Consider the following 26,614-nt stretch of genomic DNA (forward strand, 5'->3'; position numbering starts at 1 on the left):
ACGCACCATGTGGTTCACCCAGGTATCGCTGCGCAACCCGGTCTTCGCGACCATGGTGATGCTGGCTTTCGTCGTGCTCGGCGTGTTCTCGTTCCAGCGCCTGCAGGTCGATCAGTTCCCCAACATCGACTTCCCTGTCGTCGTGGTCACCACGGCCTACCCCGGCGCCTCGCCGGAAATCGTGGAATCGGAAGTCACCAAGAAGGTGGAGGAATCGGTCAACGCGATCGCGGGTGTCAACGCACTGACCTCGCGCAGCTACGAAGGCCAGTCGGTGGTGATCATCGAGTTCCAGCTCACGGTGGACGGCCGCAAGGCGGCCGAGGACGTGCGCGAGAAGATCGCCATCCTGCGCCCGGCGTTCCGTGACGAGGTGGAGGAGCCGCGCGTGCTGCGCTTCGACCCGGCCAGCCGCTCGATCTGGTCGGTCGCCGTGATTCCCCAGGCCGTGGACGGCAAGGCGCCCAGCGCGGTCGAGCTCACCACCTGGGCCGATCAGGTGCTCAAGAAGCGGCTGGAGAATGTGCGTGGCGTGGGTTCGGTCACTCTGGTGGGAGGCACGCAGCGCACCATCAACATCGACCTCGATCCTTCGGCCATGGAAGCGCTGGGCGTGACGACGGAGCAGGTCAATGCGGCCGTGCGCAGCGAGAACCAGGACCTGCCGGTGGGCACGCTCAAGACCGGCGAAGCCGAACGCGTGGTGCAAGTCCTCTCGCGCCTGCGCAACCCGGCCGACTTCGAAAGCATCATCGTCGCGCGCCGTGGCGGCCAGCCAGTACGCCTGGGCCAGGTGGCCAAGGTGAGCGACGGCACCCAGGAAGTGGAAAGCCTGGCGCTCTACAACGGCCAACGCACGCTGCTGCTGCAGGTGCAAAAGGCGCAGGATGAGAACACCATTGCCGTGACCGACGGCCTCAAGGCCGCCATCGCCGCAATCGCCCCGGAACTGCCACCCGGCGTTCGCCTGGAACAGATCGCCGATGGTTCGCGGCCGATCCGCGTTTCTGTGGACAACGTGCGCCGCACGCTGATCGAGGGCGCGGCGCTCACCGTGCTCATCGTCTTCCTGTTCCTGAACTCCTGGCGCTCCACCGTCATCACCGGGCTGACCCTGCCGATCGCCCTGATCGGCACCTTCTTCTTCATGAACCTGTTCGGCTTCACCATCAACATGATCACCCTGATGGCGCTCACGCTGTCGGTGGGTCTGCTGATCGACGACGCCATCGTGGTGCGAGAAAACATCGTGCGCCATGTGCAGATGGGCAAGACACCGTTCAACGCCGCCATGGACGGCACCCAGGAAATCGGGCTGGCGGTGCTCGCCACCACGCTGTCGATCGTCGCGGTGTTCCTGCCCATCGGCTTCATGGGCGGCATCATCGGCAAGTTCTTCCACGAGTTCGGTATCACCATGGTCGCGGCCGTGCTGATTTCCATGTTCGTGAGCTTCACGCTGGACCCCATGCTGTCGTCGGTCTGGCATGACCCGGAAATCGAGAAGCACGGACAGCACGCCGCGCCCAGGACGCTCTACGACAAAACCATAGGCCGTGTGACCGGCTGGTTCGACCGTGTCCAGGACGACCTGGCTGAGACCTACCAGAACACGCTGCGCTGGTCCCTGAAGCACAAACTGGCCACGCTGGGCCTGGCGCTGGCCACTTTCGTGGGCAGCCTGTTCATCGTGCCGGTGCTGGGCACTGAGTTCGTGCCCAAGGCTGATTTTTCCGAGACCTCGCTGAGTTTCTACACGCCGGTGGGTTCGTCCATTCAGGCCACCGAGGCCAAGACGCGGCAGGTAGAGGCCATCCTGCGCGAGTTCCCCGAAGTGAGCTACACGCTCTCCACCATCAACACCGGCAACGCGCAGGGCAGCATGTACGCCAGCATCTATGTGCGCCTGGTGGACCGCAAGGACCGCACGCTCAGCGCCGACGCCATGTCCGCGGTGCTGCGCGACCGCCTGCGCAGCGTGCCCGGCATCACCGTGACCCATGCCGGCCTGCTGGACGCCGTAGGAGGCAACAAGCAGGTGGAGTTCTCGCTGCAGGGTGACGACCTGGCGGAGCTCGAACGCCTCACGCAAACGGTGATGGAGCGCGTCCGCCCGATCGTCGGGCTGGTGGACCTGGACGCCAGCGTCAAGCCCAACAAGCCCACGGTGGATGTGAAGCTCAAGCGCGACCTGGCGTCCGACGCTGGCCTGAACGTGGCCTCGGTGGGAGCCAGCCTGCGCACACTGGTGGCCGGCACCACGGTGGGCAACTGGCGCGCGGCGGACGGCCAGAGCTACGACGTGAATGTGCGCCTGGCACCCGAACGGCGCGAGCGCGCCAGCGACCTGGAACGCCTGCCCTTCATGGTCGGCAGTGCTGCCGACGGTACCGCGCGCGTCGTGCGCCTGGGCCAGGTGGCCGACGTCGTCAGCGCAACCGGGCCCAACCAGATCAACCGCCGCAATCTCAACCGCGAGGTCTCCATCAGTGCCAACGTCTATGGCCGTTCGGCGGGCGAGGTGTCGGCCGAGATCCGGCAGGTTCTCGACGGGATCGCCCTGCCGCCTGGCTACCGCTACGAATTCAGCGGATCGACGAAGAACATGCAGGAGTCGTTCGGCTACGCGCTCTCCGCGCTTGCGCTGGCCATCATCTTCATCTACATGATCCTGGCCAGCCAGTTCCAGAGTTTCCTGCAACCGCTCACGCTCATGACATCGCTGCCGCTCACCTTGATCGGCGTGGTGCTGACGCTGCTGATGTTCGGCTCGACCATGAGCATGTTCTCGGTCATTGGCATCGTGCTGCTCATGGGCTTGGTCACCAAGAACGCCATCCTGCTGGTGGACTTCGCCATCCGCGCCCGCGAAGGCCGGGCCGGCGCACCGCCCATGGACCGCGAGTCGGCCCTGCTGATGGCGGCACGGGTGCGGCTGCGCCCCATTCTCATGACCACCCTGGCCATGGTGTTCGGGATGGTGCCGCTGGCCTTCGCACTGACCGAAGGCTCCGAGCAACGCGCGCCCATGGGCCAGGCCGTCATTGGCGGTGTCATCACCTCGTCCCTGCTCACGCTGGTGGTGGTGCCCGTGGTCTATTGCTACATGGACGATTTCGCTGCCTGGGTGCGGCGCCTTCTCGGTCTCCCCCCCTCGCAGCCGGAGGCGGCAGAGGCCGCTCGGTAAAATCGGGCAACTTCGGCTAACATACCCCAAGGAGTATAAAAATGACCTCTACCAACACCCCTGAACAGGCCCGTCTGGACCACGCACGCTTCAACATGATCGAGCAGCAGATCCGCCCCTGGGAGGTGCTCGACGGCCGAGTGCTCGAACTGCTGGGCCAGGTGCGGCGCGAAGCCTTCGTGCCAGCCGCCCACCGCTCGTTGGCCTTCGCCGACATGGAACTGCCGCTGACGCAGCCAGCGGTGGAAGGCCAGGTGATGCTGGCCCCCAAGGTGGAGGCGCGGCTGCTGCAGGATCTGGCGCTGCAGGCATCGGACAAGGTGCTGGAGGTCGGCGCAGGCAGCGGCTACATGGCCGCGCTGCTGGCCAGCCTCGCCCACAGCGTGGTGACGCTGGAAATCGACCCGGCGCTGGCCCTGCGGGCGCGCCAGAACCTGCAGGCCGCCGGCATCCACAACGTGGATGTGCGCGAGGCCGACGCGGCCGCCAACGGCTTCGCCGCCTGCACGGCGCTGGGCCCGTTCAACGCCATCGTGCTCAGTGGCTCGGTTGCCGAGATCCCGCCGGTCCTGCTCAGCCTGCTGGCACCGGGCGGACGGCTCGCGGCCATCGTGGGCAGTGAGCCCATGATGCGCGCCACCATCGTCACCCGCACGGGCGAGGCCTCGTTCCAGACCGCCCAACCCTGGGACACCGTGGCTCCGCGCCTTCGGAACTTTCCCGAGCCTTCGGGTTTCCGTTTCTGACAGGCCCATTGCCCCATGCAACACATCACCCCCGCCCAACTCCAGGACTGGCTGCGCCAGAACGCCGCCGGCGAACCGCCGGTGGTGCTCGACGTACGCGAACCCTGGGAACTGCAGACCGCCTCGGTCAAGCCCGACGGCTTCGAACTGCTGGCCATGCCCATGCGCAGCGTGCCCGCGCGCTACCCGGAACTGGACCGGCAACGCCCCATCGCCTGCCTGTGCCACCACGGCGGCCGCAGCGCCCAGGTGGCGCAGTTTCTGCTGCAGAACGGCTTCACCACCGTGGTCAACATCGAAGGCGGCATTCATGCCTGGTCGCATCAGGTCGACCCCGGCATTCCCGTGTACTGAGCCACCACGCCGCCCGTTTTGCATCGCCCGTTTCAAAGGACCTCTCATGACCGCCCCGATTGCCCCGCTCACCCCCACCCGCCACGGCAGATGGCCGGCGCTGCGGCGCTCGGCACTGGCTGCGCTGATCGCCCTGGGCGCCGCCGGTGGTGCGCAGGCGCAGAGCCTGGTGGAGCTGTACGAGGCCGCGCGCGGGTTCGATGCCACCTACCTGTCGGCGCTCTCCAAGTACGACGCCGATCTGGCACGTGCGGCCCAGGCCCGCGCCGGCCTGCTGCCCCAGGTGGGGCTGGCCGCCGCGGCCAGTTGGGCTCGCCGCGACAGCAGCAACAACGCACTGGACGCCACCACCGATACGCAGAGCACCGGCATCTCGGCCAGCCAGCCGCTGTACCGCCCAGCCAACAAACTGGCCGATGAACAGGCCCAGCTCTCCATCGACGTGGCCCGCGCCCAGCTCACCCAGGCCGAGCAGGACCTGATCGTGCGCACCTCGCAGGCGTACTTTGACGTGCTTGCCGCGCAGGACACCCTCACCTTCGTGCAGGCGCAGAAGGCCGCCGTGGCCGAGCAGCTCGCCGCCGCCAAGCGCAACTTCGAGGTGGGCACCGCCACCGTGACCGACTCGCGCGAGGCACAGGCCCAGTACGACCTGGTGCTGGCACAGGAGATCGCGGCGGAGAACAACCTGCGCGTGAAGAAGCTGGCGCTGGACCAGTTGGTGGGGCGCAGCGGCGTGACGCCGCGCCCCTTGGCCGCGCCGGTTGCGTTGCCCGATCTGGTGCCTGCCGATCCGCAGTCCTGGGTCAACCTGGCCGATGAGACCCACCCCACCATCCTGCAGGCACAGCGCGCGCTGGAGATCGCCCGGCTGGAAACCAGCAAGGCCGAAGCAGGGCACAAGCCCACGGTCGATCTGGTCGCTCAATACAACATCAGCCGCGCCCCGTCTTCGGTGGCCACCATACCGGGCAATGTGCGCACCAACAACGCCAGCGTGGGTGTGCAGCTCAACATGCCGCTGTTCGCGGGCTTCGCCATCCAGAACCGTGTGAAGGAAACCCTCTCGCTCGAAGAGAAGGCCCGCACCGACCTGGAGGCGGCGCGCCGCGGCGTGGACCTCAATACCCGCAGCGCCTTCCTGGGCGTGGTGTCGGGCCAGAGCCAGGTCAAGGCGCTGGAAGCTGCCGAAGCCTCCAGCCAGAGCGCGCTGGATGCGAACCGCCTGGGCTACCAGGTGGGCGTGCGCATCAACATCGACGTGCTGAACGCGCAAAGTCAGCTCTTCCAGACCAAGCGCGACCTGGCCCAGGCGCGCTACAACGTGCTGCTCAGCAGCCTGCGCCTGCGCCAGGCCAGCGGCAAGCTGCTGCCCGAAGACCTGCGGCCGGTCAACGCCCTGCTGGCACCCTAATCGACACTGGCACGGATTTCGGCGAAGGTCGCCTCGTCTGGTCGGGGCAGGTCACCGGCCAGCACGGCGCGCACGTACTGCCGCCGCATGCGGACCTGCAGCTCACCTCGGTTCTTCTTGAGCAGGGGTACGCCCATCAGGCCGATGGTGGCGTAGCAGAAGGTGGAGTGGAAGTTGCGCCGGGCGCTGGCCGCACCGATGTGAGCCATCACCCGCTCGCGCCAGGCCGCGTCGCGCGGTGAGGCGCGCAGCAGTTCCTCGCTCTCGCGCTGCAGGTTGCCATCGGTGTAGGCACCGTAGTCCAGCGTCTTGGCAAGCGCGTCGTCGCCCTGCGTGGCCAGCAGCGCCAGCATGCGCTCGCGCGAATAAATGCCTTCGGAAGGCACCTGCGCCGCAAACAAGGTCCGTGAAAAACCCCGCTCACCACGGCGCACGGTGAGGTACTTGTTGCTGGTCGAGACGTAGCGGTTCCAGTAGTCCAGAAAGACGTCGGCGGTCAGAACAGGCCGCTTGAGCAGGAAGAAGTAGGAGAGAAAAATGCCCGCATGCTCGCCCTCGGGCTGCCCAGGCTCGACGTAGCGCAGCGCACCGAGGAAGCCGGCGCTGGAAGCCTCCATGGCGTCGATCATGGACTCGTTCTGCGCCAGCGGAAACCACACGCTGTCGTTGAGGATGATGAGTTGCTCCGGTGATACCGACCAGTGCCACAGCAGCCGGATGCCGTCGCGGTAGCCGCCGAAGTCGTAACCGAAGTTGGGCCGTTCGACGAACCGCCAGACGTAGGGACCCAGGGTTTGCTGGTCCTGCGCGGAGACCGGCGAGTTCGCTACCAGCATCACCGCGTAGCCGTGGCGCGCCAGATGCTGGCAGGTGGCGAGCACCGAACCGGCCATGCCGCGCGGCTGGTAGATCAGGAAGATCGCCACCTTGGGCGTGCGCGCTGCGGCCCCATTGAGCACGCGGTAGTCGGCCGGGAACCGTGCGTCGAGTCGGCGCTGGCGCGCAGGCCCGATCAGGCGTTCGGGCAGCGCCTGCAGTTGCTGCTTGAACGTCTCGAACTCGCGTTCGATTTTCCAGCGAGGTATCAAGAACGTGCCTCCGGTGCCGACGGCCTCGGTCGCCAGCCGGCCAGCAGCAGCGGCATCACCGACGCGAACAGGTGGCGCTCGGTGGTGACCCAGAACGGGCCGTTGATGAAGCTGTCGACGAACAGGATGGCCATGAAGGCCACCGCCAGCAAACGGTAGCGCCCTTCGAGAGAAAGCCCCGCACGAAAAGCCGCCCACAGCAGCCAGGCGTAGGCCAGCACGCCGACGATGCCGTGCTCGGCGGCGAAGAACAGGAACTGGTTGTGCGGGTGCACGCAGGAAACGGCGCATTGCACAGCGTCGTTGTAGATCTGCAGCGAGAGCACGCGGTAGCCGCCCGTGCCATGGCCCCACACCGGGCTGGAGAGGAACATGTCCAGCGCGTTCTTCCACATGTCCAGCCGCGCGCCGATCGAGGTGGCCACCACGCCGCCCTGCATGTACTGCGTGAACTCATGGATGCCGGAAAGCACGCGCTCGCGCAGCAAAGGCGAAGACGCAAACAACACCACCATCACCAGGACCACCCCGGCCAGCGCGCGCCAGCGCCAGGCCACCGGAACCGACACCAGCGCCAGCGCGCTGAACATGACCAGCAGCACGGCCTGGCCGGTGCGCCCCTCCAGGAGATGGGTGATGCTGAAGACGGTCAGCGCCACCACCAGGCCCCAGCCCAGGCGCCCCAGCAAGGTACGCGCCTCCAGCGCGAAGACCACGGCGATGGCGGTGAACACCGACATCGCCAGGCCTTGGGCGATGTAGTCGTTGAACACGTTGTGGCTGACGCCGAATCCACGCACGTGGGTGTCCGACCAGGGCACCTCCACCCAGACGTTGGCGTAGGTGGACACCAGCGTGATGAGTGCCCCGGCCACGTAGGCGAGCAAGGCCCGCTGCTGCCAGCGTGGCTCGTGCAGCAAGGTCAGCAGCATCAGCATCATCGGAAACTTGCTGTAGACGTAGAGGTGCGAACCGATGGTGGAGCGCGGCGCGTCGGTGTAGGCAATCCCCACCAGCACCAACCCGAACAACAGCAGGCTGGGCCAGGTGATCGGATGGTGCCGGATCAGCGCCCACTTCTCGGCAAAGCGGCCCGAGAGAAACCATCCCACCAGGATCAGCAACAGCGAGATGTTGACCAGCGCGATCGAGGTGGGCACGCCCAGCATCAGCGTCACGGCCGCCCAGCGTGCGGTCTGGTCCATGGTGGACTGGAAACGGTCAAGCACCGTTGGAGCGGGCGCGTCAGTCACTGGCAAAGGCTTTCTGCAAGGGTTGCTCCCAGAACGTGGGCCGGTTCAGCACTTCGACGAAGGCCTCGGCGGCGTGGCCGTTGCCGAAGGTCGTGTCCGGGGTGAAGCGCTTGCCCCAGGTAGAGCGGAGGAAGTGGTCGATGACGGTCTGGTCGGTGGCGGCGCAGGCCGTGATGGAAGGACCGCTGGCGCGCCGGTTCTGCCGCGTGCCCACGTCCAAGCTGGGCAAGCCCAGGAATGGCGCCTCGCGCACGCCCGCGCTGCTGTTGCCCACCATGGCTGAGGCATGCCGCATCAGTTCGGAGAAGTAGGCGAAGCGCATCGAGGGAATCTGGCGGAAGCGTTCGCGCGGCAGGCGATCGAGCACCGCAAAGATGTCCTCGGTGCCCGGGTCGTTGTTGGGTGAGATCACCACGAAATGGCGGCCACTGGCTTCCAGCCGCGAGAAGAGCGCCTGCCCCTGCGCACCGATGGTGTCCGCCTCGGACGTCACCGGATGAAAGATCGCGATGCCGTAGTCGTCGAAGGGAATGGCGTAGCGCGCCTTCACCTGCGCGAGCGTGACGCCGGACGGTCGGGCGTGGGTATCGAGTTCGGGCGAACCGATGTTGTAGACGCGGTTGGCGGGCTCTCCCAGCGCCAGCACACGCTGGCGCGCGCCCTCCGAGCTCACGAAGTGGTGCGCGCAAAGCTTGGTGTTGCAGTGGCGGATGCTCTCGTCGATGGTGCCGGAGACTTCACCGCCCTCGATGTGCGCGGAGGGGATGTACTTCATGGCGCAGACGATGGAGGCGGCCAGCGCTTCGACGCGGTCGCCGTGGATCACCACCAGGTCTGGCCGGTGCTCGTGCACGAAATCCGAAAAACCCAGGATGGTCTTGGAGAGGATGAAGTCCTGCGCATCGCCCTCGCGCTGGTTGACGAACTCGAAGAACTCGGCTCCGGGAAACCGCCGCACCTCCAGCCGCGTCTCGCCATAGCGGCGCATCATGTGCATGCCGGTGATGAAGAAGCTCACACCCATGCCCGCCTGCTGCGCGGCCAGCGCCAGGGGTTCGAGCTTGCCGAAGTCGGCCCGCGTGCCAGTGACGAAAAGCAGCTTGTGCGCCATCACGTATTGGCCAGCGGCTGGACGCCGTCCAGATCGCTCCACAGCAGTTGCTGGTTGCGCTTGACGGCGCGCGTGAGCCGGGCGCCAACCAGACGGTCGAAATGCTGCACCGATATCTCGCCGGAGCCCGGGCGCCGCGCCCAGATGTCGGCGGCGGTGATGACATGGCCCGCGGCCAGGTCGCGGTCGGCCACCATGGAGCCGCGCGCGAAGCGGTAGACATCTTCCTCGGGTGCGGTGCGCACCTTGGGGTTGTGCAGCGCGGTGTGGATTTCGCGCGAACGGTCGATCAGGAACTTCAGTTCGGCGGGGTCCATGGAACAGGGAATGTCCGGTCCCTTGCGGTAGCGCGTGTCCGTGAAATGCCGCTCCAGAATGCAGGCGCCCAGCGCCACCGCCGAGAGCGCCATTTCAGGACCGATGCTGTGGTCGGAAAAACCGATGACCGCACGCGGAAACGCCTGACGCAGTTCGGTGATGCCTTGCAGGCTCACGATCTCCGGCGGCGAGGGGTAGAGGTTGGTGCACTCCAGCAGCGCGTACTCCACACCAGCGTCGTCCAGCGCCTGCACCGACGGCCGCATGCCCGCGATGGTCTGCATGCCGGTGCTCATGATCACCGGTTTGCCGAAGCTGGCGATGTGGCGGATCAAGGGCACGTGGTTGCACTCGCCCGAACCGATCTTGAAAGCAGGGATACCAATCTCGGCGAGGAAGTCGGCGGCCGCGCGCGAGAACGGCGTGGAGATGTAGATCATGCCCAGCGATTCGGCATAGCGCTTGAGCGCGATTTCGTCGTCCTTGGACAGCGCGCACTCGGCCATCACGTCCCAGATCGACTTGTCGGCATTGGGCGGGAAGATGGCCTTGGCCTCGTCGGTCATCTCGTCCTCGACGAAGTGCGTCTGGTGCTTGACCATCTCGCAGCCGGCGCGGTGCGCCGCCAGCACCATGCCCTTGGCCACGTCCAGGCTGCCGCCGTGGTTGATGCCGATCTCGGCCACCACCAGTGGCGCATGGGCGGGAGATATCTCGCGGTGGGCAATCTTCATGAAAGGGTTTCCTTCTGGGTCGAGGCCATCAGCGCCGCCTCGCAGCGCTCGAAGTCCTCTTGTGAATCGATGTCCTGGCTGCGTTCGGCGGGCATTTGCAGCACGCCGATGTGCTCGCTGACGAAGCTGCCGCGCGCGACGAACCCATCCGCGTCCATCACATAGATCGCGCCGTTGGGCCGCACCACGGGAGGCAGGCTCTGCCGGTTCGCAAAACAATGCGCCGGTTCCGACAACGGCAGGAAGCGCTCTCCCTGCAGCCGTCCCCACTTGAGCACCCCCCGGTCCGCCTCCGTCACCGACATCACAAGCTCGAAACCGCCCCGACCGAACACGGCCAGCGCGGACTGGATATCGGACGGCAGGCGCAGCGGAGAGGTGGCCTGCAGCAGCACCACGGTGCCCCGTACCCCCGCCGACTGCAGGGCATGCTGCAGCACCGGCGCCATGGGCACGCCGTCACCCGCCAGGTCGGCAGGCCGCCTGACGAGGACCACCGCATCGGGCAATGGGGCGCCCAGCACCTCGGGCATGTCGGTGGTGATCACCACCCGCGCCGCGCCCGCAGCCAGCGCCTGGTCCAGCGCGTGGCGGTACAGCGGCTTGCCCGCCAGCGGACGGATGTTCTTGGAGGGCAGACCCTTGGAGCCGGCGCGCAGCGGGATGACCGCGGTCCAGGCCGAAGAGGAAAGGGTCATGGGTGGGGTTCCTGTGGTGCGAGCCCCCAGGGCGCCGGGCTGGCGGGGGCGGGTGCGTAACTATACTGAATGCCTTTTGCCGGTCGCCCGGCGCGCACGCCCCTGCCTTGCCCGATGGACCAGCCCTCCTCCCCTCGCCCATCGCCCCGACCGTTTCCGCCAGGCTGGCGCCTGCCGGTGATGATCGCGCTCTATGAACTGCTGTGGCATCTGCTGCTGCCGCTCTTCCTGCTGTTCCTGTGGCGGCGCGGCCAACGCGAGCCCCTGTACCGCCAGCACTGGGGCGAGCGCTTCGGCGCCGTTTCGACGAACCTGCGGCACCCGTTGTGGGTGCATTCGGCATCCATGGGCGAGATCCGCGGCGCCGCGCCGCTGGTGCGCGCCCTGCTCGCCGCGGGTTACCCGGTCCTGGTGACCACGCTCACCCCTGCTGGCCGCACCGCGGCCAGCACGCTGTTCGCCGACGCCATCGCGCAGGGCCGGGCGCAGGTCGCGTTCGTGCCGCTGGAACTGGGCTGGGCGGTGCGCCGCTTCATCCGTCGCGTCCATCCGCGCGCGGCCATGATGACCGAGATCGACACCTGGCCGGTGCTGCTGACCACCATCCGCCGCCGCCATGTGCCGCTGTGCATCGCCAACGCGCAGTACCCCAAGAAGAGCATCGAACGCGACCGCCGCTGGGGCGGTTTTCGCGCCGGCATCTTCCAGGCCTACGAACTGGTCCTGTGCAAGTCCGAGACGCATGCCCAGCGCTTTCGCGACGTGGGTTGCGAGCGTGTGGTGGTGGCTGGCGAAACGCGTTTCGATCTGCCGGTATCGCCCACGCAGTTGGCGGCCGCGCACGCCCTGTTGGACCCCTGGAACCTGGCCACCGGCAGGCCCGGCGGACGCCCCGTGCTCTGCTTCGCCAGCGCCATCGTCGGTGAGGACGAGCAGTTCATCGACGCCATGGCCCGCGTGCAGGCTGGGCTGGCCGAAGCCGGCCTGCCGAAACCCTTGGTGGTCTACGTGCCGCGCAGCCCGCAGCGGTTCGACACAGTGGCCGGCCTGATCGAGGGAGCCGGACTGAAGGTAGCGCGCCGCAGCCGCATGCTCGACGCGGACCTCAGGCCCACGCCCGACGCCCCGGACATGGCCGGCATCGACGTGCTGCTGGGCGACTCGCTGGGCGAGATGTACTTCTACCTCGCGCTGGCTCAGGTGGTGGTGGTGGGTGCTTCGTTCGTGCCGTTGGGCGCCCACAACGTCATCGAACCGCTGGCGCTGAAGAAGCCGGTGATGGTGGGCCACAGCATCTGGGGTATCGAATACCCCGGCGTGGAAGCGCTGGCCGCCGGCGTGCTGCAGCAGCATATGACCATTCCCAGCCTGGCCGACGCCCTGGTGCACTTGCTGACCTCTCCCACCGCCTACGCCGCCGCCATCGCTGGCGCGCAGGCGTTCTACGCGGAACACGGTGGCGCCACCGCGCGCCACATGGCCACGCTGCAGCCCTGGCTGGAGGCCACCCGGTGAGCGGGGCGGTGCCGCGAAGCCCCTGGGCGCTGCGCGCCTACCTGACGCTGGCGGCTGTGCTCGCGCCCGTGTGGCGCCGGGGCCTGGAGCGCAGGCTGCGGCGCGGCAAGGAGACGCCGCGCAGCGTGCGCCAGAAGCTGGGCAGCGAATACGCCGAACGCCCGCCGGGCAACATGGTCTGGGGCCATGCGGTGGGCGTGGGCGAGGCCATGGCGCTGGCGGGCCTGTTCGCGCGGCTGGCACCGCTGCGGCCCGACTGCCATTTCCTGATCACCACCACCGCGCGCACGTCGGGCGACGCACTGAAACGCACCGGCCTGCCGCCGCGCTGCCAGCACCAGTTCGCTCCCGTGGACACCCCGGATGCGGTCTCACGTTTCCTCGACCATTGGCGGCCTTCGCTGGCGCTGTGGTGCGAAATGGACCTCTGGCCCGCCCTGATCGCTGGCACCGACGCACGAGGCATTCCCCGCGTGCTGGTCAATGCGCGGCTTTCGCCCGAATCCCTGGCCAAGCGGCGCTGGGGCCGCTGGCTCTACCGGGCCCTGCTGCCGGGATTCAAGGACGTGTTTGCACAGAACGAGGCCAGTGCACAGGGGCTGGTGGCGCTGGGCGCACCGCGTGAGCGCATCACGGTCACGGGCACCATCAAGTCGCTGGTGCCGCCGCTGGGCTGCGATGCGGACGAGCTCGGAGCCTGGCGCGAGGCCCTGGGCGTACGCCCGGTGTGGCTGCTGGCATCGAGCCACCCGGGGGAAGAGGCGCTGGCCCTGCAGGCCCATGCGCGTCTGCGCGAGCGACACCCGGATGCCCTGCTGCTGATCGCTCCGCGCGCGCCGGCACGCGGAGCGGAAGTGGCCGCACTGGCGCAACAGGCCCCGTTGCGCAGCGCGGGCATCCCGCTCGCCACGCAGGCACCGGTCTATGTGGCCGACAGCATCGGCGAGATGGGGCTCTGGTACCGGCTGGCGCCCATCGCCCTGGTAGGCGGCTCGTTCGCACCTGTCGGGGGCCACAACCCGCATGAGCCGCTGGCCCTGGGTTGTGCCGTGCTGCATGGCCCAAACGTGTGGAATTTTTCAGAGAGTTACGAAAGGCTCGATGCCCTGGGGCACAGCCGCCCGGTTCCCGATGCCGACGCGGTGGTGCGCGCGGTGTCGGCCGTCTGGACCCAACCGCATGCCCGCGACACGGCGGCACGGTCCGACCCCCAGGCCGAGGTGGTGATCTCGCGGGTGCTGGGGCTGTTGCCGGCCTGAGCCCTGGCTGGCTCGCGCGCGGCGGTCAGTGCGCGGAAGCCCCCAGCACCGCATCCGGCTTGCCCAGGCGCAGCAGGGTCAACATGGCCGCCTCGATGCGGTGCAGGGCTTCGGGCGTATGGCCTTCGAAACGCAGCACCAGCACCGGCGTCGTGTTGGAGGCACGGATCAGGCCGAACCCATCGGGCCAGTCCACGCGCACGCCGTCGATGGTGGACACCCGGGCCGGCGCGTCGAACCGCGCCAGCGCGACCAGCTTCTCCACCACCGCATGCGGCTCGCCTTCGGCGCAGGCCACGTTGAGTTCCGGGGTGCTGTGGCTGGTGGGCAGGGCATTGAGCACCGCACTGGCATCCGCGCTGCGGCTGAGGATCTCCAGCAAGCGGGCGCCCGCGTAGGTGCCGTCGTCGAAGCCGAACCAGCGTTCCTTGAAGAAGATGTGCCCGCTCATCTCGCCGCCCAGCGGGCTGCCGAGCTCCTTCATGCGCGCCTTGATCAGCGAATGGCCCGTTTTGTAGATGTGCGCCACGCCGCCCGCGGCCTCGATGGCCGGGGCCAGGCGCTGAGAACACTTGACGTCGAAGACGATGTCACCACCCGGCACGCGCGAAAGCACATCCTGCGAGAACAGGATCATCTGGCGGTCCGGGTAGATGGTGTTGCCGTCCTTGGTGACGATGCCCAGGCGGTCGCCATCGCCGTCGAAGGCCAGGCCCAACTCGGCATCGGTCTCGCGCAGGGTGCGGATCACGTCCTGCAGGTTCTCCGGCTTGCTCGGGTCCGGGTGGTGGTTGGGGAAATGGCCGTCGACCTCGCTGTAGAGCTCGATCACCTCGCAGCCCAGGGCCCGGAAGATCGCGGGCGCCGACGCGCCAGCCACGCCGTTGCCACAGTCCACGACCAGCTTCATCGGGCGCGCCAGTTTCACGTCGCCCACGATGCGCGCCTGGTAGGCCGCCGCCACGTTGACCAGGCGCACCCGCCCGCCCTCGGCCAGCCGGTGGCTGCCGGCCTCCATGATCTGGCGCAGCGCCTGGATGTCCTGGCCATAGATGGCACGCCCGCCCAGCACCATCTTGAAGCCGTTGTAGTCGCGCGGGTTGTGGCTGCCCGTGACCTGGATGCCACTGCTGCACAGGGTGCTGGCCGCGAAGTACAGCATGGGCGTGGTGACCATGCCGATGTCGATCACGTCCACGCCCGCGGCCACCAGTCCTCGGATCAGCGCCGCCGACAGCCCCGGGCCGCTCAGGCGCCCGTCGCGCCCCACGGCCACCGTGCGCTCACCCTGCGCCATGGCCTGGGTGCCAAAGGCCAGGCCCAGGGCTTCGGCCACCGGTTCGTTGAGGTCGGTCGGCGTCACGCCACGGATGTCATAGGCCTTGAAGATGGACGCGGCAACTTGCATGGGGTTCCCTGGTTCGAAGAAAGGAAAAATCGATTCTAGGGGGAGCCTCCGCGACGCCGGTGTCGAAAAATGCACATGTCCGGAAACGGCCAGCCCAAATACCGCACAGTCCTTACCATGGCTGACATGAGCCGCGCCCCATCCCCCATCGACGACGACGCTTGCTACCGCGCGCTGTGCTCGCACGATGCGCGCTTCGACGGCCGCTTCTTCACCGCCGTCACCTCCACCGGCATCTATTGCCGCCCGGTCTGCCGCGTGCGCACCCCGCGGCGCGAGAACTGCCGGTTCTTCGAACACGCGGCGCAGGCCGAACGCGCCGGCTTTCGCCCCTGCCTGCGCTGCCGGCCCGAACTCGCGCCGCTGGAGCGGCATTGGTCGACGGAAGACGCGTCGGCCATCCTGGTGCAACAGGCCACGCAATGGCTCGACGATCCGCGCCACTGGCAGGACGGTGACGGCGTGCGCGCCATGGGCGAGCGCCTCTCCGAGCGTCTGGGCGTGAGCGACCGCCACCTGCGCCGCGTGTTCGAAGAACACCTGGGCGTGTCTCCCCTGCAGTACCTGCAGACGCGCAAGCTGCTCACCGCCAAGCAATTGCTGGCCGACACCGACCTGCCGGTGACCCAGGTGGCCCTGGCCAGCGGCTTCGCCAGCGTGCGGCGCTTCAACGCCGCTTTTCTCGACCACTACCGCCTCAACCCCACGCAACTGCGGCAGGACAACCCCAAGGGGCAGCAAGCCGCCGCCGGCCAGGGAACCACCACGGTGCGCCTGGGCTACCGGCCGCCCTACGACGTGGCGGCCACGCTGGCCTTCTTCCGCCAGCGCCTGATCGACGGCGTGGCCTTCGTCGCGCACGACCGGCAGTTGGGACACACCCTGCGCCTGCAGGCCGGCCCCCGCGTGCACACCGGCTGGCTGCTGGCCGAATTCGAGCCGGCGCGCAACCAGGTGCTGCTGCGCGTGAGCGATTCCCTGCGCGAAGTGCTGCCGCAGGTCATCCACCGGCTGCGCGCCACGCTGGACCTGGATGCGGACCCCGTGGCCATCAACACGGCGCTGCACGGCAGCTTTCCACACGGTGACGGCCTGCGCGTGCCCGGCGCGCTCGACGGCTTCGAACTCGCGGTGCGCGCGGTGCTCGGACAACAGGTCACGGTGGCGGCCGCGCGCACCTTCGCGCAGCGCCTGGTCGGGCGTTTCGGCGAGGCCGTCGACACGCCCTTCGACGGCCTCACACGCCTGTTTCCCACGCCACAGGTCCTGGCGCAGGCCGAAGGCGATGCGCTGGGTGAACTCGGCATCGTGCGCCAGCGCCAGGCGGCCATCGTCGCGCTGGCCCGCGCTGTCGCCGATGGCGGCCTGGCGCTGCACGGCAGCGCGGACGTTCCTGCCACACTGGCCGCGCTCCAGGCCCTGCCGGGCATCGGCGACTGGACGGCCCAGTACATCGCCATGCGTGCCCTGCGCTGGCCGGACGCCTTTCCCGCTGGCGACGTGGCCCTGCACAAGTCGCTCGGCGTGCAGGGCATGCGGCAGCCCGCGCGCGCGGCCGAAGCCGCCTCGCAGGCCTGGCGACCCTGGCGCAGCTATGCCGTGGTCCGTGCCTGGGCCGCCGGCACCCTCTCCACCCCGACCGGATCGACACCATGAAACACACCCGCCCCACCCCCGTCCGCGCCGCCTGGTCCGGACCGCTCGGCGCCATGACCCTGGCCGCCACGCCACAGGGCCTCTGCGGCGTGTGGTTCGACGGCCAGCGCCACGAGCCGGACACTTCGGCCTGGCCGCGCGACGACCGGCACCCCCTGCTGCGCGCGGCCATGGACCAGCTTGCTGCCTACTTCGACGGCCGTCGCCTAGCGTTCGAACTGCCGCTGGACCTGGGCACCGGCACGGTGTTCCAGCAGCGCGTCTGGCAGGCGCTGCTGGGCATCGCCGCCGGCCAGACCACCAGCTACGGCGCGCTCAGCGCGGCCATCGGCCAGCCCGCCGCCGTGCGAGCGCTGGGCGCCGCCGTGGGCCGCAATCCGCTGAGCATCGTCGTGCCCTGCCACCGCGTGCTGGGATCGGATGGCTCGCTCACCGGCTATGCCGGGGGCTTGCACCGCAAGACTGCGCTGCTGGCGCTGGAGCAGCGCGCCGTCCACCCATGACGCGCATCAATCCCCCCGCCAACGGACATCAATGGCCACCGACCGGCACCCCCATACTGTGCGCCCATGAACACCGCGCTCGCCCTTGAATTCGTCTTGCTGGGCGCCCTCTGGGGCGCCTCTTTCCTCTTCATGCGCCTGTCGGTGGTGGACTTCGGCGCCCTGCCAACCGCCTTCGTGCGCGTCTCGGTGGCCTCCGCCTTCCTGCTGCCCATCCTGCTCTGGAAGGGCCAGGGACGCCTGCTGCTGCAGCACTGGAAATCCGTCTTCCTGGTCGGCGTGCTGAACTCGGCCATCCCCTTTGCCTGCTTCTCGTTCGCGCTGCTCTCCATCACCACGGGTCTCTCGGCCATCCTGAACGCCACCGTGCCGCTGTTCGGCGCCGTGGTGGCCTGGCTCTGGCTCAAGGACCGGCCCAACGGTTCGCGCATCCTGGGCCTGGTGATCGGCTTCGCCGGCATCGTGGTGCTGGCCAGCGGCAAGGCCAGCTTCAAGCCCGATGCGGTCACCGGCATCGCGCCGGCCTGGGCGGTGCTGGCCTGCCTGCTCGCCACCCTGTGCTACGGCATTGCCGCCAGCTTCACCAAGCGCTACCTGAGCGGCCTGCCCTCCATGGTGACCGCCACCGGCAGCCAGCTCGGCGCGGTGCTGGGCCTGGCCGCGCCGGCCCTGTGGCTCTGGCCCGCCTCCGCGCCGGGTGCCACCGCCTGGGCCGCCATCGCCGCGCTCGGGGTGCTCTGCACCGGCGTGGCCTACATCCTGTACTTCCGCCTGATCGAGCGGGCCGGGCCTGCGCGCGCACTCACCGTCACCTTCCTGATACCGGTGTTCGCGCTGATCTACGGCGCGCTGCTGCTGGGCGAGACCATCACACCGCTGATGCTGGGCTGCGGCCTGGTGATCGTCTGCGGCACCGCCCTGTCGACCGGGCTGGTGAGGCTGGGCTGGCTGGAGCCCAAGGGCTGAGCGGGGGTACGGCATTTGGTGGTCGCCGTCCCACGGTTCGGTACACCCAGGTCCCACCCGGCGAAAACGAAGCACCCGCGCGCGCGGCAGGCGTTCAATGAACGACCCGCTCACAACGAAGGAGTCCTTCATGCCACTCGCCGCGCTGCGCTACCTCACCATCGCTGCCCTGGCCGCCGAAGCGCAAGCCCAGGGCGCGGCCGCCGCCCAAGACCTTGAGGCACACCAAGACCCACACCTGGGCGGCCCCGGCTACACCGCCGGGCCGCCCGCGCGGGCCGGCGCCGCGGGCGGGGCCCATGCCCCCAGAACGCCGGCTGGCTTCGACCTCGCCTCCCCCATCGCGCCGGATGCGCTCGGCCTAGCCGGCCCGCTGAGGGACATCCGCCTGCAGGCGGCGTTTCCGGGCCAACGGTCCACCCCCCAGGCCGGCGACGTGCTCATCGTCACCGAAGCCCACACGCATCCGCAGCGGCGCACGGCCTATGTCAAGGCCTTGCAAGCCTATTGCGAGCAACAGGGTCTTCCGGTGGCCGTGCGCTATGAACGCGAGTTGCAGGGCACTCACGGGACCGTGCCGCCCGCGACCGGCGAGTCGGCAGCGCTGGAACGCAGCTACACGCCGGAGCATGCGGTGTGGGTCGTTGGCAATGCTGCCCTAGACGACAACCCGTCTGAAGGCAACCGCCTCGTCGAGGCCTGCAACGGCCAGAGAGACCAGGACATGGCCAGCGCCATCCAGGCGCTGCGTGGGCGGCACCCCGATGCGCTCGTCGTCGCCGTCATGGGCGCCGGCCACGCGCCCGACGTGCGCCGCCTGCTGCGCACCCGGGGCACACCCTGTGGCATCGTGAGCACCGTGCCTTCCGCCCATGCCGACAGCGAGTCGGCCTTTGCGGCAGACCGCCGGCAGTTTCGCCAGGACACGGCCACGAGACCGGGCTACGGATGCAACGACGCCAGCGCCCACAGGTTCCTCCCGCCGCACTACCGGTCGGTGCTGGAGCAGGTCAAGCAAAGCATGGAAGCCGAGCGGCGGCAGGTAGAGCGGCAGCATACGGGCCAGGCCCGGCACGACACACAGAAGCAGCACCAGCGCGCCCCAGTCCGCAGCCCAGGGCACGGTGGCCGCTGACGGCGCTCGCTACAGGTCGAGCACCAGCGTCGGCGATTTCGATCCCGAGCAGCAGATCATGATCTGCCGGTTCTCGCGCCGCTCCTCATCCGTCAGGTACTCGTCGCGGTGATCGGGTTCGCCTTCGATCACCCCCGTCATGCAGGTGCCGCAGACACCCGCGCTGCAGGCGTACTGGACCGACACCGCGTGGTCCAGCAGCGCGTCCAGGATGGTCTTGCCCGGAGCCACCGCGATGCGCTGTCCGCTGCGCTGAAGCACCAGTTCAAAACCGCCGGCGGTGGCGGCCTCGCTGCTGGCGGCAAAACGCTCCAGATGCACCTGTGCCGACGGGCGTGCCGCGCACGCCGCCTGGAAGGCCTCGATCATGCGGGCCGGTCCGCAACCATAGAAGTGCGCATCGGCTGGCGCCGCGGCCACGGCGGCAGCCATGTCCAGCCGCACCTGCCCGGCCTCGCCACAGTGCAGCGTCACGCGCCCACGGCCGGCGTCGAGCGCGCGCAATTCGTCCAGAAAGGCTGCATGAGCGGGTGAGCGCGCCGCGTAGTGCAGGCGCCAGGGTCGGCCCTCGCGTTCGAGCTGCCGCGCCATCGACAGCAGCGGCGTGATGCCGATGCCGCCGGCCACGAGCACCGATTCCGAGGGGGTGTCGGCCAGCGCGAAATCGTTGACCGGCGGGCGAACCTCCAGCACGTCGCCGACGCGCGGGCGGTCGTGCAACCACACCGAACCGCCACGGCCCTCGGCCTCGCGCAGCACCGCGATCACGTAGCGGTGGGTCTCACGCGGGTCGTTGAGCAGCGAGTAGCTGCGCACCTTCTCGCCGGGCAACAGGAAATCGACGTGGGCGCCGGCGGTGAACCCGGGCAAGGCCCCGCCGTCGGCGGCCACGAACTCCAGGGACACGATGCCTTGCGCCTCCAGGCGGATCTGGCGCAGGCGTACCTTCAGGGACTGATCGGCCATGCGGTCCTTAAGGCGCGTAGCCAAAGTCCGCACCCAGGCGCGCGCGCATGTGCTCGGCGCCTTGTTCCTGCCAGGAAGCCTTGGCCGGCAAGGTGAGCGAGACCGCACGGACCATCCAGAGCTCCGGATCGGCGTAGCGCGGCGGGCGCGTCTGGCGCTGGTCGAGGTTGCGCACGGTCTCCAGCAGGAGGCGCCGCGTCATGGCGATGCCGGTGTCGCTGATGCCCAGGTGCTCCTGGCTGCGGTCGTAGATGGGTGCCACGCCCGACTGGCAGGCGGCGTCCTGCACCCACAGGCCGGGCAGACCGGAGAACCAGGTCTTGGTCTGCGTGTCGTAGTTGAAGCGGAAACCGTTTTCGAGGTTGAACTTGGTCCAGTACTTGGCAAAGGGCACACTCACCGGCCGGGGCGCGAACGCATGCTCGCTGGCGTGGCCGGTCTCGCGGCCCGCGTGGCCCTCGATGAAGAGCTTGCGGGTCTTCTCGTACAGCGGCTGCGAGGGGTGGTACGAAAACATGATGCACATCGTGTTCTCGTCGTCGATCGGCACCCAGGCATGGCCGCTGAGCTCGGGGTACTTGGATTGCGGAGGCACCAGCGTGTAGAAGGGCAGCAGGAACTGGTTGACGCGCCAGTACCAGGTGTCTTCGTCCAGCACGCGGCGAGAGGCGATGCTCATGCCCTGGTCACCGCGCTGGCACTCGAACACCGGGCGCAGGTCCTTCTTGGCCACCCACTCGTTGATGGCACCCTGCGAGTCGATGCGACCGTGCAGGATGGCCGCGTGAGCCGAGTCGATCTCTCCCTCGACCGCCTGCAGCCAGTTGCACTCCTGCACACGGAAGCTCACGTGCACGTTCTCCTGCGGCACCATGTTCCACTCCAGCGCCGGCAGCGGCGGCGGCGCGTCCTGGTCGGGCCCCATGTAGGCCCAGACCACGCCATTGCGCTCCACGCAGGGGTAGCTCTTGATCTTCACCTTGGACTTGAGGCGACTGTCCTCGGGCTCGGCGGGCATGTCCACGACCTGGCCGTTCACATCGAACTTCCAGCCGTGGTAGACACAGCGCAGGCCGCAGTCTTCATTGCGCGCGAAGATCAATGGCGCACCGCGGTGCGGGCACACATGGTCCACCAGACCCAGGCGGCCTTCGCCATCGCGGAACGCGATCAGGTCTTCGCCCAGCAGGCGCACGCGCACCGGCTGCCCATTCGCTTCGAGATCCGTCGAAGGCAGGAACGGCAACCAGTACAAACGCATGAGCTTGCCCATGGGCGCATCGGGGCCGACGCGCACCAGCAGTTCGTTGTCTTCGCGGGAAAGCATGGGGAAGAGTCTCCTGTCGTGGGGGATTCGTTGGAAAGGAAAGCGCTCAGGCCGGCTCGGCCGTTGTGGTCCGGGAGGCCTGGTCCTGAGCCAGCATGGGCTCCAACCCGGCCAGGTAGCGCCCGGTGAGGTAGCCAAAGGTCAGGATGGGGCCCAGCGTAATCCCTGCGCCGGGGTAGTTGCCACCCATCACGCTGGCGCGGTCGTTGCCGACGGCGAACAGCCCGGGAACCGGCGCTCCGTGCGGGCCGGTCACGCGGCCCGCCAGGTCGGTGGTGATGCCGTCGAAGCTCCCCAGGTCGCCCACCAGCAGCTTGAGCGCGTAGTAAGGTCCGTCACCGATCGGCGCTACGCAAGGGTTGGGCTTGTGCTCGGGGTCGGCCAGGTACCGGTTGAAGGACGTCCGGCCGCGGCCGAACGCGGGGTCCTCACCGCGCACAGCACCTTCGTTGTACTGGCGCACCGTTTCCTCCAGGCCCACCGGGTCCAGGCCCGCATTGCGCGCCAGTTCAGCCAGCGTACGGCCCTTGACCAGGTAGCCGTTGCGCACGAAACCACCCAGCGGCATCGGCGCGGGCTTGGCGTAGCCCAAGCCGTACTTGCCGATGGTGGCCTGGTCGCAGACCAGCCACATCGCGGTCTCGCGCTGGTCGCGGCAAGCCTCGATCATGGCCGCGCCCACGTCGTGGTAGGAGTTCGACTCGTTGGTGAAGCGCCGGCCATTGCGAAGCACGCCGATGATGCCCGGCTTGTAGCGGTCCAGCAGGTGCGGGAAGGCGCCGAAACTGCCGTCCTTGCGCGGCACCTTGGAGGTAGGCATCCAGGCCGCGGCGGAGGTGAAGCGGATCGGCACCGTGCCGCCCACCTGTTCGGCCATGCGTGCGCCGTCGCCGGTGTTTTCCGCCGGCACCGGAGAAAAATGCTCGCCGCCTCGCCGCAGGTGCGGGTAGGCTCGCTCGATGCGTGCCTTGTCGTGAGCAAAGCCGCCAGCGGCCAGCACCACGCCCTTGCGCGCACGAATCACGCGCTCGCCCTGCGGTCCCGCCACGCGCGCGCCGACCACGCGCCCTTGTTCGACGATGAGCCCGCTCGCGGGCGTGGAGGTGTGGATGGGGATGTTCAGGTCCAGCGCGGATTTGGCCAGCCGCGCGGCCAGCGCATTGCCGCTGGTCACTTGCACGCCACGCCGGTACAGCACCAGTTCCTTGACGTGGTTGAGCAGGCGCTTGCACACGTACATCGCCGACTTGAACGACTTGGTGGCGTTGAAGAAATGCTTGAGATCGGCGTTCGACGAGTTGAACATCATGCCGATGAAGGTGATGGTCTGTAGCGGCGGCCGCAGCCGGGCCATGTCATGGCCCAGTCCCCGGATGTCGTAGGGCGCGGCCAGGATGGAGCGCCCGATATCGACGCCCCCGTCTACGTCCGGGTGGTAGTCCGGGTACAGCGTGGGGACGAACTTCACCGAGGTCTCGCGTTCGAAGAACGCCACCATCTCCGGGCCGCGGTCAATGAAAGCCTCTACCGCGGGCTGGTCGAAGAAGGCTCCTGTTTCCGCGCGCATGTAGCGCATGGCGGCCTCGCGGCTGTCCTGTATGCCGGCTTTGCGCGCGTGCGGATTGCCGGGGATCCAGAGCACCCCACCCGAGAAGGCGGTGGTTCCGCCGAACGTGTCTGCCTTCTCCACCACCACCACGTCCAGCCCGTGGTGCTTCGCGGTGATGGCGGTGGAAAGGCCGCCAGCGCCCGCGCCGATGACCAGCACGTCGCATTCGGCAAAGGAGGTCGGCTCGGCCTGGCTCATGGCGCTGCGGTGGAAGTCTGGTTGGCCACGGTGCCACGGCGCATCTCGTCGAAATAATGCGACATGGCGGCCTCCGCGGCGTCCGCATCCCGGCGGCGCAGGTGCGAGAGGATCTGTTTGCGCACCGGCACCAGGTCAGGCCGGTAACGCAGCGAAGAATCCGCCTTGAGGATCTGGCGCATGATGTTGGTCAGCGTCTCGGAGACCACGACCAGCACCTCGTTGTGCGCGGCACGGGTGATCAGGCGAAAGAACTCCAGGCTGGCCTCCGCGCGTTGCTCGCGCTCCTCCGGCGCCACCAGTTGCTCGATCTGCAGAATGTTGTGTTCGATGGCATCGAAGTCCTCGTCCACACCGTTTTCGCAGGCCAGGCGCAGGAGCATGCAGTTCACCAGGCGCCGAGCCTGGTCGAGGTTCTGCGGCTCCATGCGCCCGCGCGATGCCAGTTCGCGCAGGGACTGCGTGAGCATCATGTAGGCCCCCTTGTAGAACACCAGGGAGTCCTCGTGGCGGCCGTGATCGAACTTGGCCACCTGCCCCAGGAAGAGCACGTGGTCCCCCGCGAGATGTTCGGCGAACTTGTCGCACTCGAAGGTGGCGACGCAGTCCTCGATGATGGGCAGCCCACGGTGGCCCGCACGCCAGGCCACGCCCTCGAACTTGTCGGCGATCTGGCCGCTGGCGAACCGGTTGGAAAGATCCTTCTGGTCCTCGGCCAGGATGTTGATGGCGAAGGCGCCGGCGCTGCGGAAGGCTTCCAGGCTCTTGCTGTTGATGCGCAGCCCCCAGGACACCAGCGGAGGCTCAAGCGACACCGAACTGAATGAATTGCACGTCAGTCCGATGGGGCGACCGTCCGCGCCGGCCGTGGTGATGATCGCCACTCCGGTGGGAAAGGCCCCCAGCGCATTGCGGAAAGCCCGCACGTCGAAGAGGCTGACCTCTTGCTTCTCGGCGACCTGGCTGGCGGATTCGGACATGGATGTCTCCTGATGGGAAGTGCGCCGGCAGGACGCATCGGGGCATTATGGCCCTACCGCCTATTTTCGTCAATGGTATTACCAATACATATGCATGGCATCTGAAAGAACACATGCGAACGGTTTTTTCCTCGAATGGTCAGTCCATTGCAGATATACTGAACCGTCAACCAACAAGAGGAACACAGCATGACGAGACGGGTTGCCATTGTCGGCACCAGCGCCATTCCGGTGGGTCGTCACCAGACCAGATCGGATGAGCCGCTGCAGGTGCTTGAACAGGAAATCATGAGCAAGCTGGTGGTGGACGCCGTGAAGGATGCGGGCGTGGACCGCAAGGACATCCAGAGCCTGATCTTCACCGTCACCCGCCCCTACACGCTGCAGAAGTACTTCCACACCTTTCTGGTGAGTCACCTGCGCCTGCCTTGCACGGGCAACGTGATGGAGGTGATGGGCAATGGCATGACCGCCGCGCTGGCCTTCGACCAAGCCTGCAACGAGATCATGCTGGGGCGCACCGACGTGGCGCTGGCCCTGGGCATCAACATGGAGGCCGCCACGCCGTCCGTGGACCATGCCATGAGCAGCATGCGCTCTACGGGCGACGTGGACTTCCACGCCACCGCCGGCTTCATCCCGATTTCCTGGTACGCCATGGACGCCATGCGCTACATGCACGACCATGGCGCGACCCGTGAACAGTTCGGGTCGGTGGCGGTGAAAAACCGCCACCACGCCTCGCTCAATCCGCTGGCGCAGTACCGCAAGCCCATCACCCTGGAAGAGGTGGTGGCCCAGCGCCCCATCGTCGAGCCGCTGGGCCTCTACGACGTGCCCGGCCGCAGCGACGGCGCAGCCTGCCTGGTGCTGGCCTCTGAAGAGGTCGCCAAGTCGCTCGGACGCCCGTATGTGCTGGTGCGAGGCCGGGGTTTCTTCCACGATGGTTCGCACCAGATCAACGAAGTCCCCAACGACATGACCGAGCTGATCGCGGCCAAGCAGGCTTCGGCCACCGCGTACAAGGAAGCCGGCATCGGCGCGGACGACATCGACTTTGCCGAGTTCTATGCCCCCTGCACCATCGTCGAGATCCTGGTCAGCGAGGCGGTGGGTTTCTTCAAGCGCGGCCAGGGTGCGCCGGGTGCGCTGGAAGGGCAGACGCGCCTGGGCGGACGCATCCCCATTTCCACGTCTGGCGGCCTCACCTCGCGTGGCCACCCGGCTTACGTGACCTCGCTCTACAACATGGTCGAAGTGGCCGACCAGTTGCGCGGCCGTGCCGGCGACCGCCAGGTCAAGGACGCCCGCCTGGGCCTGGCCACGGGCGAACTCGGCAACTACAACGCCGCCCTGATTCACGTGCTGGAGGCCGTGCGATGACCCTCGAACTGATTCCCGTCGCCCGCAAGCGGGCCTACCCGCCGCGCGTCTCCGCGTTCACCCAACCTTTCTGGGAAGGCCTGTCCCAGGGGCGCTGGCAGTCGACCTGCTGCCAGGCCTGCGGCAAGTTCACCTTTCCGCCCAAAAAGGTCTGCCCGCACTGCTGGTCCGAGGACATGGTCTGGAAGGACCTCAGTGCACGCGGCACGCTCTATTCATGGACCCGCATCCATGCCGCGCCCAAAGTGTTCACCGAGGAGTCGCCGTACGCGGTCTGCGTGGTGGACCTGGACATCGGCCTGCGCATCGCCACCCGCATGATCGAGCGCGAAGGCATCGAGTTCAAGCCGGGCATCCCCATGGAACTGGTCGTGCTGCAGTACGAGGATGGCCCGCTGTTCGCCTCGCGGCCGGCTTGAAGCCACACCCCCCCATTTTTCCAACCTGACGGAGACAAGCATGTTCTACGAACTGCGTACCTACACCTGCCTGCCGGGCAAGTTGCCCATCGTGCTCAAGCGCTTCGAGACCGCCACCCTGGGCCTGTTCAAGAAACACGGCTTTCGGCGCGGCCCCCTGTTCACCGTGGCCGTGGGCGACGACAACCTGCAGATCAAGTACATCCTGGAATGGGACTCGCACGAGCAGCGCGACAAGGCCTGGGTGGCTTTCCGCAACGACCCTGAGTGGGCCAAGGCACTGGCCGAGAGCGAGAAGGACGGTCCGGTGGTGGCCAAGATCAGCAACGAGCTGCTGATGGCCGTGCCGTTCTCGGTGTGACCCGCGTCACCCCGCGCGCGCGTGGC

The 26,614-nt window shown here is 67.9% G+C and carries 23 protein-coding genes; 13 read left to right on the forward strand and 10 right to left on the reverse strand.

Going from position 1 to position 26,614, the window contains the following annotated elements; translation table 11 throughout:
• Positions 1 to 7 precede the first annotated feature (7 nt).
• Genes KIT53_RS08505 through KIT53_RS08520 form a run of 4 tightly spaced genes read left to right on the forward strand, consistent with a single transcriptional unit; the run spans position 8 to position 5,701 of the window.
• Positions 8 to 3,187 carry an efflux RND transporter permease subunit gene (locus KIT53_RS08505; RefSeq protein ID WP_297750574.1) on the forward strand — a complete coding sequence of 1,060 codons (3,180 nt, stop codon included), beginning with the start codon at positions 8 to 10 and terminating at the stop codon, positions 3,185 to 3,187.
• Positions 3,188 to 3,228: 41 nt separating this feature from the next.
• The gene (locus tag KIT53_RS08510) at positions 3,229 to 3,933 is read left to right on the forward strand and encodes a protein-L-isoaspartate O-methyltransferase (RefSeq protein ID WP_297750576.1); all 705 of its coding nucleotides are present in this window, start codon (positions 3,229 to 3,231) and stop codon (positions 3,931 to 3,933) included.
• A 15-nt stretch (positions 3,934 to 3,948) separates the two neighbouring features.
• On the forward strand, positions 3,949 to 4,287 hold the full coding sequence (locus KIT53_RS08515; protein ID WP_297750579.1) for a rhodanese-like domain-containing protein: 339 nt from the start codon (positions 3,949 to 3,951) through the stop codon (positions 4,285 to 4,287).
• A gap of 46 nt (positions 4,288 to 4,333) precedes the next feature.
• On the forward strand, positions 4,334 to 5,701 hold the full coding sequence (locus KIT53_RS08520; RefSeq protein ID WP_297750582.1) for a TolC family outer membrane protein: 1,368 nt from the start codon (positions 4,334 to 4,336) through the stop codon (positions 5,699 to 5,701).
• On the opposite strand, the gene KIT53_RS08525 is transcribed toward KIT53_RS08520, so the two are convergent.
• Genes KIT53_RS08525 through KIT53_RS08545 form a run of 5 tightly spaced genes read right to left on the reverse strand, consistent with a single transcriptional unit; the run spans position 5,698 to position 10,903 of the window.
• Positions 5,698 to 6,789, reverse strand: a complete 1,092-nt coding sequence (locus tag KIT53_RS08525; protein ID WP_297750585.1) for a rhamnan synthesis F family protein — start codon at positions 6,787 to 6,789, stop codon at positions 5,698 to 5,700. The two genes, KIT53_RS08520 and KIT53_RS08525, sit on opposite strands and share 4 nt — an antisense overlap.
• Positions 6,786 to 8,018 (reverse strand): O-antigen ligase family protein, encoded by a 1,233-nt coding sequence (locus tag KIT53_RS08530; RefSeq protein ID WP_297750588.1) that lies wholly within the window; start codon positions 8,016 to 8,018, stop codon positions 6,786 to 6,788. The genes KIT53_RS08525 and KIT53_RS08530 overlap by 4 nt, the downstream gene beginning before the upstream one ends.
• A 16-nt stretch (positions 8,019 to 8,034) precedes the next feature.
• Positions 8,035 to 9,153, reverse strand: a complete 1,119-nt coding sequence (neuC, locus tag KIT53_RS08535; protein ID WP_297750591.1) for a UDP-N-acetylglucosamine 2-epimerase — start codon at positions 9,151 to 9,153, stop codon at positions 8,035 to 8,037.
• Positions 9,153 to 10,205: an N-acetylneuraminate synthase family protein gene (locus KIT53_RS08540; RefSeq protein ID WP_297750594.1), complete on the reverse strand. Its 1,053-nt coding sequence runs from the start codon at positions 10,203 to 10,205 to the stop codon at positions 9,153 to 9,155. Before KIT53_RS08540 ends, neuC begins: the two co-directional genes overlap by 1 nt.
• Positions 10,202 to 10,903 carry an acylneuraminate cytidylyltransferase family protein gene (locus tag KIT53_RS08545; RefSeq protein ID WP_297750598.1) on the reverse strand — a complete coding sequence of 234 codons (702 nt, stop codon included), beginning with the start codon at positions 10,901 to 10,903 and terminating at the stop codon, positions 10,202 to 10,204. Before KIT53_RS08545 ends, KIT53_RS08540 begins: the two co-directional genes overlap by 4 nt.
• A gap of 114 nt (positions 10,904 to 11,017) precedes the next feature.
• Here KIT53_RS08545 and KIT53_RS08550 point away from each other — a divergent pair, with 114 nt between their 5' ends.
• Both KIT53_RS08550 and KIT53_RS08555 read left to right on the forward strand, forming a co-directional pair.
• A complete protein-coding gene (locus KIT53_RS08550) occupies positions 11,018 to 12,418 on the forward strand; it encodes a glycosyltransferase N-terminal domain-containing protein (RefSeq protein WP_297750600.1) in 1,401 nt (466 codons plus the stop codon).
• 8 nt (positions 12,419 to 12,426) lie between these two features.
• Positions 12,427 to 13,677 (forward strand): 3-deoxy-D-manno-octulosonic acid transferase, encoded by a 1,251-nt coding sequence (locus tag KIT53_RS08555; RefSeq protein WP_297750602.1) that lies wholly within the window; start codon positions 12,427 to 12,429, stop codon positions 13,675 to 13,677.
• A 25-nt stretch (positions 13,678 to 13,702) separates the two neighbouring features.
• On the opposite strand, the gene KIT53_RS08560 is transcribed toward KIT53_RS08555, so the two are convergent.
• Positions 13,703 to 15,085, reverse strand: a complete 1,383-nt coding sequence (locus KIT53_RS08560; protein ID WP_297750605.1) for a phosphomannomutase/phosphoglucomutase — start codon at positions 15,083 to 15,085, stop codon at positions 13,703 to 13,705.
• Between the two features lie 126 nt (positions 15,086 to 15,211).
• On the opposite strand from KIT53_RS08560, the gene KIT53_RS08565 reads away from it, so the two are divergent.
• From KIT53_RS08565 to KIT53_RS08580, 4 genes are all read left to right on the forward strand, one after another.
• Positions 15,212 to 16,741 (forward strand): Ada metal-binding domain-containing protein, encoded by a 1,530-nt coding sequence (locus KIT53_RS08565; protein ID WP_297750608.1) that lies wholly within the window; start codon positions 15,212 to 15,214, stop codon positions 16,739 to 16,741.
• The gene (locus tag KIT53_RS08570; protein ID WP_297750611.1) at positions 16,738 to 17,244 is read left to right on the forward strand and encodes a methylated-DNA--[protein]-cysteine S-methyltransferase; all 507 of its coding nucleotides are present in this window, start codon (positions 16,738 to 16,740) and stop codon (positions 17,242 to 17,244) included. Before KIT53_RS08565 ends, KIT53_RS08570 begins: the two co-directional genes overlap by 4 nt.
• Positions 17,245 to 17,310: 66 nt before the next feature.
• Positions 17,311 to 18,210, forward strand: a complete 900-nt coding sequence (locus KIT53_RS08575) for a DMT family transporter (RefSeq protein ID WP_297750614.1) — start codon at positions 17,311 to 17,313, stop codon at positions 18,208 to 18,210.
• Between the two features lie 130 nt (positions 18,211 to 18,340).
• Positions 18,341 to 19,345 (forward strand): hypothetical protein, encoded by a 1,005-nt coding sequence (locus KIT53_RS08580; RefSeq protein ID WP_297750617.1) that lies wholly within the window; start codon positions 18,341 to 18,343, stop codon positions 19,343 to 19,345.
• A gap of 9 nt (positions 19,346 to 19,354) precedes the next feature.
• Here the strand turns inward: KIT53_RS08580 and KIT53_RS08585 are convergent, their stop codons facing one another.
• The 4 genes from KIT53_RS08585 to KIT53_RS08600 are packed head-to-tail and all read right to left on the reverse strand — an operon-like array spanning position 19,355 to position 24,425.
• Positions 19,355 to 20,311 (reverse strand): PDR/VanB family oxidoreductase, encoded by a 957-nt coding sequence (locus KIT53_RS08585; protein WP_297750620.1) that lies wholly within the window; start codon positions 20,309 to 20,311, stop codon positions 19,355 to 19,357.
• Between the two features lie 7 nt (positions 20,312 to 20,318).
• Positions 20,319 to 21,638 (reverse strand): Rieske 2Fe-2S domain-containing protein, encoded by a 1,320-nt coding sequence (locus tag KIT53_RS08590; protein WP_297750623.1) that lies wholly within the window; start codon positions 21,636 to 21,638, stop codon positions 20,319 to 20,321.
• Positions 21,639 to 21,684: 46 nt separating this feature from the next.
• Positions 21,685 to 23,445 carry an FAD-dependent oxidoreductase gene (locus KIT53_RS08595; protein WP_297750625.1) on the reverse strand — a complete coding sequence of 587 codons (1,761 nt, stop codon included), beginning with the start codon at positions 23,443 to 23,445 and terminating at the stop codon, positions 21,685 to 21,687.
• On the reverse strand, positions 23,442 to 24,425 hold the full coding sequence (locus KIT53_RS08600; RefSeq protein WP_297750628.1) for a flavin reductase: 984 nt from the start codon (positions 24,423 to 24,425) through the stop codon (positions 23,442 to 23,444). The genes KIT53_RS08595 and KIT53_RS08600 overlap by 4 nt, the downstream gene beginning before the upstream one ends.
• 189 nt (positions 24,426 to 24,614) lie before the next feature.
• On the opposite strand from KIT53_RS08600, the gene KIT53_RS08605 reads away from it, so the two are divergent.
• Genes KIT53_RS08605 through KIT53_RS08615 form a run of 3 tightly spaced genes read left to right on the forward strand, consistent with a single transcriptional unit; the run spans position 24,615 to position 26,588 of the window.
• On the forward strand, positions 24,615 to 25,808 hold the full coding sequence (locus KIT53_RS08605) for a thiolase family protein (RefSeq protein WP_297750631.1): 1,194 nt from the start codon (positions 24,615 to 24,617) through the stop codon (positions 25,806 to 25,808).
• Positions 25,805 to 26,227: an OB-fold domain-containing protein gene (locus tag KIT53_RS08610; protein WP_297750632.1), complete on the forward strand. Its 423-nt coding sequence runs from the start codon at positions 25,805 to 25,807 to the stop codon at positions 26,225 to 26,227. The genes KIT53_RS08605 and KIT53_RS08610 overlap by 4 nt, the downstream gene beginning before the upstream one ends.
• Positions 26,228 to 26,267: 40 nt before the next feature.
• Positions 26,268 to 26,588: an NIPSNAP family protein gene (locus tag KIT53_RS08615; protein WP_297750635.1), complete on the forward strand. Its 321-nt coding sequence runs from the start codon at positions 26,268 to 26,270 to the stop codon at positions 26,586 to 26,588.
• Positions 26,589 to 26,614 lie beyond the last annotated feature (26 nt).

This window comes from Hydrogenophaga sp. (assembly GCF_026125785.1).
Classification (GTDB): Bacteria; Pseudomonadota; Gammaproteobacteria; order Burkholderiales; family Burkholderiaceae_C; genus Hydrogenophaga.